The organism is Sulfolobus sp. B1 (assembly GCF_007050195.1).
Lineage (GTDB): Archaea > Thermoproteota > Thermoprotei_A > Sulfolobales > Sulfolobaceae > Saccharolobus.
The window spans coordinates 1-6,421 of the sequence record NZ_QIMI01000098.1; the positions used below are offsets into that span (position 1 = coordinate 1).

The following is a 6,421-nucleotide window of genomic DNA, read 5'->3' on the forward strand; positions in this document are numbered from 1 at the left end:
TAGGCTTAATCTTAATTATGGCATGTTCAACTACTTTGTTAGTAGACCTCAGTTAGTGGCATTTATTAGGGGATACCAAGATTCCCTAAAAATATTTACATCTGGGAACATTGAAGTAGGGGAGGTAAAGAGGGTACAGAATGGGTTAGAAGGTTACTTAAATGATCAATACGACCCTTATGTCATAATAATTTATTTGGCTATGAGTTCAATCTACGCTACTCCGAATTCTTATGCTCCCTATAGACCGTCCATAAGAGCCTCAAGATACAGACCTCTGATTTATTTCCTACCTTTCATTTTAATATTTGTATTTTTATTACCCATTCCATATTATGCTGACCTTATACTATACGTAGCCTTAATAGCTTTATTTTATTATTTCTTAATTTTTAAGAAAATAAGCTAAAAATTGTTTATTGTTTGGTAAAGAGTTCAGGGAATAACACAGCTGTACTATAAATTCTGGCTATCTCCTTGATGATTTTTTCTTCCTCTTCCTCGCTTTTATAAATATAAATGCTAAAATTCGATTTATTTTTAATATTCTTAATAACTTCATATAATTTCTCAACATCATCCCTCTCCAAGTTTTCATATATAATCACTATTCCCTCACGTTCAACTACATTATACCCTAATGCCTTCATACCTTCTGGCGTTATAATATATCCCATTTCAGTCTTCTTTATGTAGTTTTGCTTCTCTAAACCCTTTATAGCCTTATATAAACCAGCATCTGTTAAACCAGTGAGTCTCTTTAATTCAGTAAATGTTTTAGGCTTTTTCACTAGACCCAATATTCTCTTCTGCGCCGGTGTCAATGTTAAACACCTTAGTTTCTATACTTCTCAGAGGTAATGAGGAGATTAGATTCTTTACTCCACCTTTAAGCCTTTCCAGTACCTCCTCTCTAGACATAGGCTTCCCGCTTAGTTCAAAGGTACCTTTGGTATAAATTATCCTTCTTGAATCTAGGTCAATGAGGTTTGAGTAAACTTCTCTATACGTTTTCCCCTCCTTTTCAATAGATTTAAACGTTGTAAAAATTATTTGCATAACTTCTCCTTTACTATCCGTTATTGCACTAATTCCCACTTTTGTTCCATTATTTAATTCAGAGGATATCACATAAGACGTAACTGAAAGCTTGTTGTCTTTATAGAAATTCAATATAGCAAATTCTGTTCCTTCACTTATCTTGAAACTTGACTTTATTTCATGTCTTACTTCCATATGGTATAGTTTACTTTACTTATTTATAACTTTTACTTCACTCAACTTAACTGTAAAATTAAGGCACATAAATGTCTGCTACACTTTCTTTACTTTTCCATCCATCATCACTAATTTCTTTTAGACCGTTATCTATATCTCTGGAATTTATTTTTATGTTATCCTCAGCTTCAACATTCTTCACGTAATTAGTAAATGCATCCAAGTAACTCATTAAAGGCGTAGAAAGATCTTGTCTCTTGAAAATTTTGCCTAAAATGTTCTGCTTTCCATTATAGACTTGTGGCACCACAACTATTCTTCTATTGGTAGAAGTTACAGCTAAAAGAAATGGTATTATTAACTTTATATCTTCATTGGAATCTATCTCGTAATAAAACGAGTTGACGTATTTATTAAAGCTAGTAATTTCCTGTTTTACTCTTTCCGCATTAACTCTAATGTTATTTATAACGTTTTCTAGATCGTTAATCTTCTCATTTAACGTGAATAGCTCAGAGTTCTTTTCCTTCTCTAAATCATTAATTTCTCCCTTATACCTCCTAATCTTATTAACATAATTTTGACCTACTCTATCCTTAACCCTTACTATTTCATTTATGACCTCATCTAAATCCCTTCTACTCTTGTCTAAATCTTGGGAACCTAGAACTCCTCCTTCATACTTTAGATTAGAAATCACGTAATTAGTTATGCTCGTCAGTAGCTTATTCTTAATGTTCTGGTCAAATTCGTTCTGTATTTCATTGATAATTTCAGGAGATGCCTTGGCTATCTCTGTCTCAACCTCATTTATCTTTTGTCTAATAAGCTCTTCATATTTCTTAGTAATTTCGTTTATCTTATCATCTAGCTGTTTCTTAAACTTTATCTTCAGATTATTTAGTTCATTTACTAGAAATTCTAAGGAAGTTATGGTACTATTTGCTTCGGTCTTAAGTGAAATTAAATTGTTACCAATTAATTTAATATCATGATCAGTTATTTTCTCTTCTAGAGTGAACATTTCATAGTACTTATCCCTTCTAGCAATCGTTATTAGCTTACTAACATCTAGATTGATAAGACCGCTTAAGCTAACTTCATTCGTACCTCGCGCATCTAGTCTAATTTTCTTAAGCTTAGATATGAAGTCATCTATATTGCTACTCTGTGCAACATCCTCTAGTATTGCTTTGTAGTCGGGATACAAGTTCCTATTAAGTTTAGAAACTAGTGTCAACGTAGAATCAAGTACTAAGAACTTTTTCTGGTCAATAGACTTTATTAGAATAGGCCAGCCAATTAATATAGCTTTACTTATGCGCTCTTTTCTCTCCAAATCTAGGTTTAATAATCCAATAGCAATTTGTTTTCCAACATTGAGCTGTCTATTCTCCTTATCTATTGCAAAAGGTAAGTATAGTACAGCCATTATAAAAAACAAAGCTTGGAGAATTTTTATTTCTGTTGCTTAGTTGATTGCTGGGAACTTTGTTGACCCAATGATTGGCGTAAGTTATATCCACAATTTTCACAGAACTTAGCACTAGGTGAGTTTATATGACCACAGCTTGGACACTTAATTGGTAATAATGAAGCTCCACAATTAGCGCAAAACTTTGCTATATCCTCATTTTCATGACCACAATTCCAGCATTTAATAGTTTGACGAGATTGTTTTGCTTGGGCCGTTTGCTGTGGAGATGATTGTTGCTGAGATATTGATTGCTGTGGAGGTGGTTGTTGCATAGGTGGCTGGTAGGGTTGATATTGTTGTCCGGGATAGTATGGTTGAGGACCATAAGGTTGCTGATTAGGATAATAAGGTTGCTGCTGATATGCTGGTGGAGCATTAGACACTATCATCATAATCATATTCATTAATTGTTGCTCCTGCGCGTATTCCTTATAAATACCATAGGCATCTATTCCTGCACCTGCTAACTCAGCTAACTTATTATGCAGTAACTCGTCCGTTACTCCAAACGTGGCCCCGGCTACTAACAATTCTTGTAACAAGTTAGCTATTCCCGTTTCAACCATTACAAAACCTGGTCCTTGACATATTCTTATAGTATACGCCTTATTCTGATCCGTTAATGTGCCTAAAATGCTAGAATGCTGAGCTTGAATCACAGCCATGTTTTGTGCTACCATGGGAAAAACTTGAAAACCTTGTCCCATCAGAAACATTTGTACTTGTTGCACTACGTATTGTAAGTTTATCGGGTAATTAACTGGAATTATTTGCTGTTGACCACCTAATCCAATTGGTTGATTACAAGCCATCATAGACATCATGGGATTTTGCTGATAACCACCGTATGGTTGCCAATTAGGTTGGCCATAATAAGGATTACTCATTGTTTTAAAAATTCTCTTACTTATTAATAAAATTTTTCGATAATCATTATTTGTATTGTCTATGTAGCTTAATGTTGATAGGCTAATGATATTTTTGTAATTAATAAATCATATTCCATAAGATTAATATTAAACAAAACCTCGAAATATCTAAGACTAAAAATGTATATACATCTTAAGGAATTTATCTACTAAGATTATCCTAGTTTAAGTATTCCTTGAGTTAAACTACGCACTTCATGCATTTTCTACGATATTATGCATAATCCATAACAATATCTTGAAGATAATTCTTCTAGTAAAAATTAATAACGCTAATATTATAGTTTAAAGCTTACTTTCTTCTTCTCTGCTTTCCAGTCCGTACTTATTGGTGGTAAACCTTTCCTACTCCTTAAATAGTTATATGCTGAAAGAGCAGCTTTAACACCTTCAGCGGCTGCCACTACTGCTTGTTTATATGGTATTTGAGTTAAGTCACCAGCAGCAAATACTCCTTCTCTACTTGTCCTAGAAAGTTCGTCAACAATTACTTCTCCCCTCTCGTTTAATTCTACAAATCCCTTTAAGAACTCTGTTTTAAGTACGTATCCCATTTCTATAATTACACCATCAACTCTTACACTAAGAATCTCGTCATTCCTCCTCACTAAAAACTTCCTCTACTTTACCATTACCTCTAATTTCTATGACCTTAGCTGAATCTATAATCTTAACGTTAGGGCTAGATAGGATTTTCTTAACCAACTCTTCTTCTCCCACAAGATGCTTAGATGAGGTTATGTAGTATGCTGGATTAGCATATCTAGAGAGTAACTCTATTGCTTCTAATCCTGGTTCACCCTCGCCAACGACCATGGCTGGTTTTCCTTTAAAGAAGGCTGCGTCACATATTGCACAATAAGATACTCCTTTTCCCTTAAACTCATGTTCTCCAGGTACATTTAGCTCTCTTGGAGTTTTACCAAACGCTAAAATTATGGTCTTACCGCTGTATTCTCCCTTTATTCCCTTAATTATGAAATCCTCTCCGTCTTGCCTTATCTCTTTTACTTCTTCACCATATATGAACTCTGCACCAAACTTCTTAGCTTGTTTCTCTATCTTTTGGGCTAGGCTTAAACCACTAATACTCTCTATTCCCGGATAATTTTCTATAAGATCAGTTAAGGTGAGTTGACCTCCTAGATCCTTTGAGATTACTAAGGTTGATAATTTCTGCCTAGAAGCGTATAGAGCTGCACTTAAACCAGAAATTCCAGCCCCAACAATTATAGTATCATATAGTTTCATATCGATTCTACAAAGTATATATACTTAATATAATAAAAAGTTAACTTAAGAAAACTAGAAAATAAGTCAACTAAGTATTAAAAATGACTACTTGTCGAACTTCTCCTTCAACCAATGCCTAACATCATAGAAATAAATGTTATCATAGGGACAAGCATCGACACATTCTCCTATTCCAACACATTTAAAGGATTTGAACTCTCCCCTCCTTATAAACCAGGCCCTCATGTCGGTTATTCCAACTGGACAAGCTTTAGCACAATCCACAGTCTTACAATTTACACAAACCTTAGGGTCCTTAACTTTCAGCCTAAATAAGCCTATACTTGATACAGCTTGGTTAAACACACCCCAATAGCAATAGCCAGTGGTTATGCACGCAAAAGTACCTAGGTAAGGTGTAGCAATAAATAGAAAATACCATAATATATCAAACCAAATAAAATATATTAGCACTGTTATGTCAGTATTAAATATTTCAAAGTGAATTACCCCTTGAGAGTTAAGGTAGGATATTATAGCTGAGATTAAAACTATTGATGATACCATTATTGCTATAACTCTAGGCATATTACCCATCTTAGAAGTTAGTAACTTCTTACCCAATTTAGAAGTTCTATTATATGTCTTTAAAGAATCATAAAAAGTCCCTTGATACATAAGTGGTGCAGTGCAAGTTACAGCACAGAGATTCCTAGACCCGAAGAGGAAGGACAGGATAGCATAAACTATATAAGTCCCTATTATCCCAATTAAAAACGATCCACTTACGGGACCTAAAGTCCCAATGCCCATTGACCACATATATGGTATATAAGGAATTTTATCACTTAGTGGAGAGAAAGAGGGTATATAAAGGGTATACAATGCATAAGCTAATATCATCAAGCTCATTCTAACCCTTACCTCCCTAACCTTCATTTCAAGCATCTTCTTAAACGCTAGAAATCCCATCTCAATGCCCATCATCACTAAGAACCATGTAGAGCCTAATACACTGCCTACTATATCTATTCCATCCCAGAGGATATTTATCGCGTTAGTAGGAGGTAACCAAGGTAAACTCAGAGTAGATTCAAAGCCAGAAATACCAGTGGAAAAAATGCCCTCAACGAAATCTAACACAGCTCCCATGAAGAATTCCATGATGAAGGTTATGAAAATTATTGTAAATGCCAGATTTGAGTTTCTTAAATAATTTCCTTTTATTGGATTAGGTCCTGCTAGTGTTCTGAAGATAAACCATACCATTCCAACGATCATGGATGCATCAAAGAGAAGTAATGAGTTAGCTAAGAAGAAATAAAATTCTCCTATCATCATCATTGCAAAGATAACAATAAGTTCTATAGTTGTGTACGTCTCTTGATTTCCCTTAAGCCGTTGACTATATAACGTATCATAGATCAGTATTGTAGACCCAATCATTATCATTGCCGAAAGCCATATAGGTATAGAATAGTTGGGGAATATCTGAGGAAACCAAGGCATTAGGCTTAATCTTAATTATGGCATGTTCAACTACTTTGTTAGTAGACCTCAGTTA

5 protein-coding genes and 2 pseudogenes are annotated in these 6,421 nt (G+C 34.3%); 1 reads left to right on the plus strand and 6 read right to left on the minus strand.

Annotation, left to right across the window (positions count from 1 at the left end; genetic code table 11):
• Window positions 1–409, plus strand: a 409-nt coding sequence (locus DMP16_RS11015) for a hypothetical protein (RefSeq protein WP_185957836.1), incomplete at its 5' end; no start/stop codon positions are given.
• A gap of 7 nt (window positions 410–416) precedes the next feature.
• On the opposite strand, the gene DMP16_RS07115 is transcribed toward DMP16_RS11015, so the two are convergent.
• From DMP16_RS07115 to DMP16_RS07140, 6 genes and pseudogenes are all read right to left on the minus strand, one after another.
• Entirely contained in the window at window positions 417–824 is a 408-nt protein-coding gene (locus DMP16_RS07115; RefSeq protein WP_143577027.1) for a MarR family transcriptional regulator, read from the minus strand.
• Window positions 778–1,236 (minus strand): hypothetical protein, encoded by a 459-nt coding sequence (locus tag DMP16_RS07120; RefSeq protein WP_069282786.1) that lies wholly within the window; start codon window positions 1,234–1,236, stop codon window positions 778–780. Before DMP16_RS07120 ends, DMP16_RS07115 begins: the two co-directional genes overlap by 47 nt.
• A gap of 58 nt (window positions 1,237–1,294) precedes the next feature.
• Window positions 1,295–2,650, minus strand: coding sequence for a hypothetical protein (locus DMP16_RS07125; protein ID WP_069282785.1), 1,356 nt, complete (start codon window positions 2,648–2,650; stop codon window positions 1,295–1,297).
• 26 nt (window positions 2,651–2,676) lie between these two features.
• Window positions 2,677–3,582 carry a zinc ribbon domain-containing protein gene (locus DMP16_RS07130; RefSeq protein ID WP_069282784.1) on the minus strand — a complete coding sequence of 302 codons (906 nt, stop codon included), beginning with the start codon at window positions 3,580–3,582 and terminating at the stop codon, window positions 2,677–2,679.
• A 320-nt stretch (window positions 3,583–3,902) separates the two neighbouring features.
• Window positions 3,903–4,881, minus strand: a pseudogene (locus tag DMP16_RS07135) (NAD(P)/FAD-dependent oxidoreductase).
• Between the two features lie 81 nt (window positions 4,882–4,962).
• Window positions 4,963–6,369: pseudogene (locus tag DMP16_RS07140) on the minus strand (4Fe-4S binding protein); the annotation flags it as partial.
• Between the last annotated feature and the right edge of the window lie 52 nt (window positions 6,370–6,421).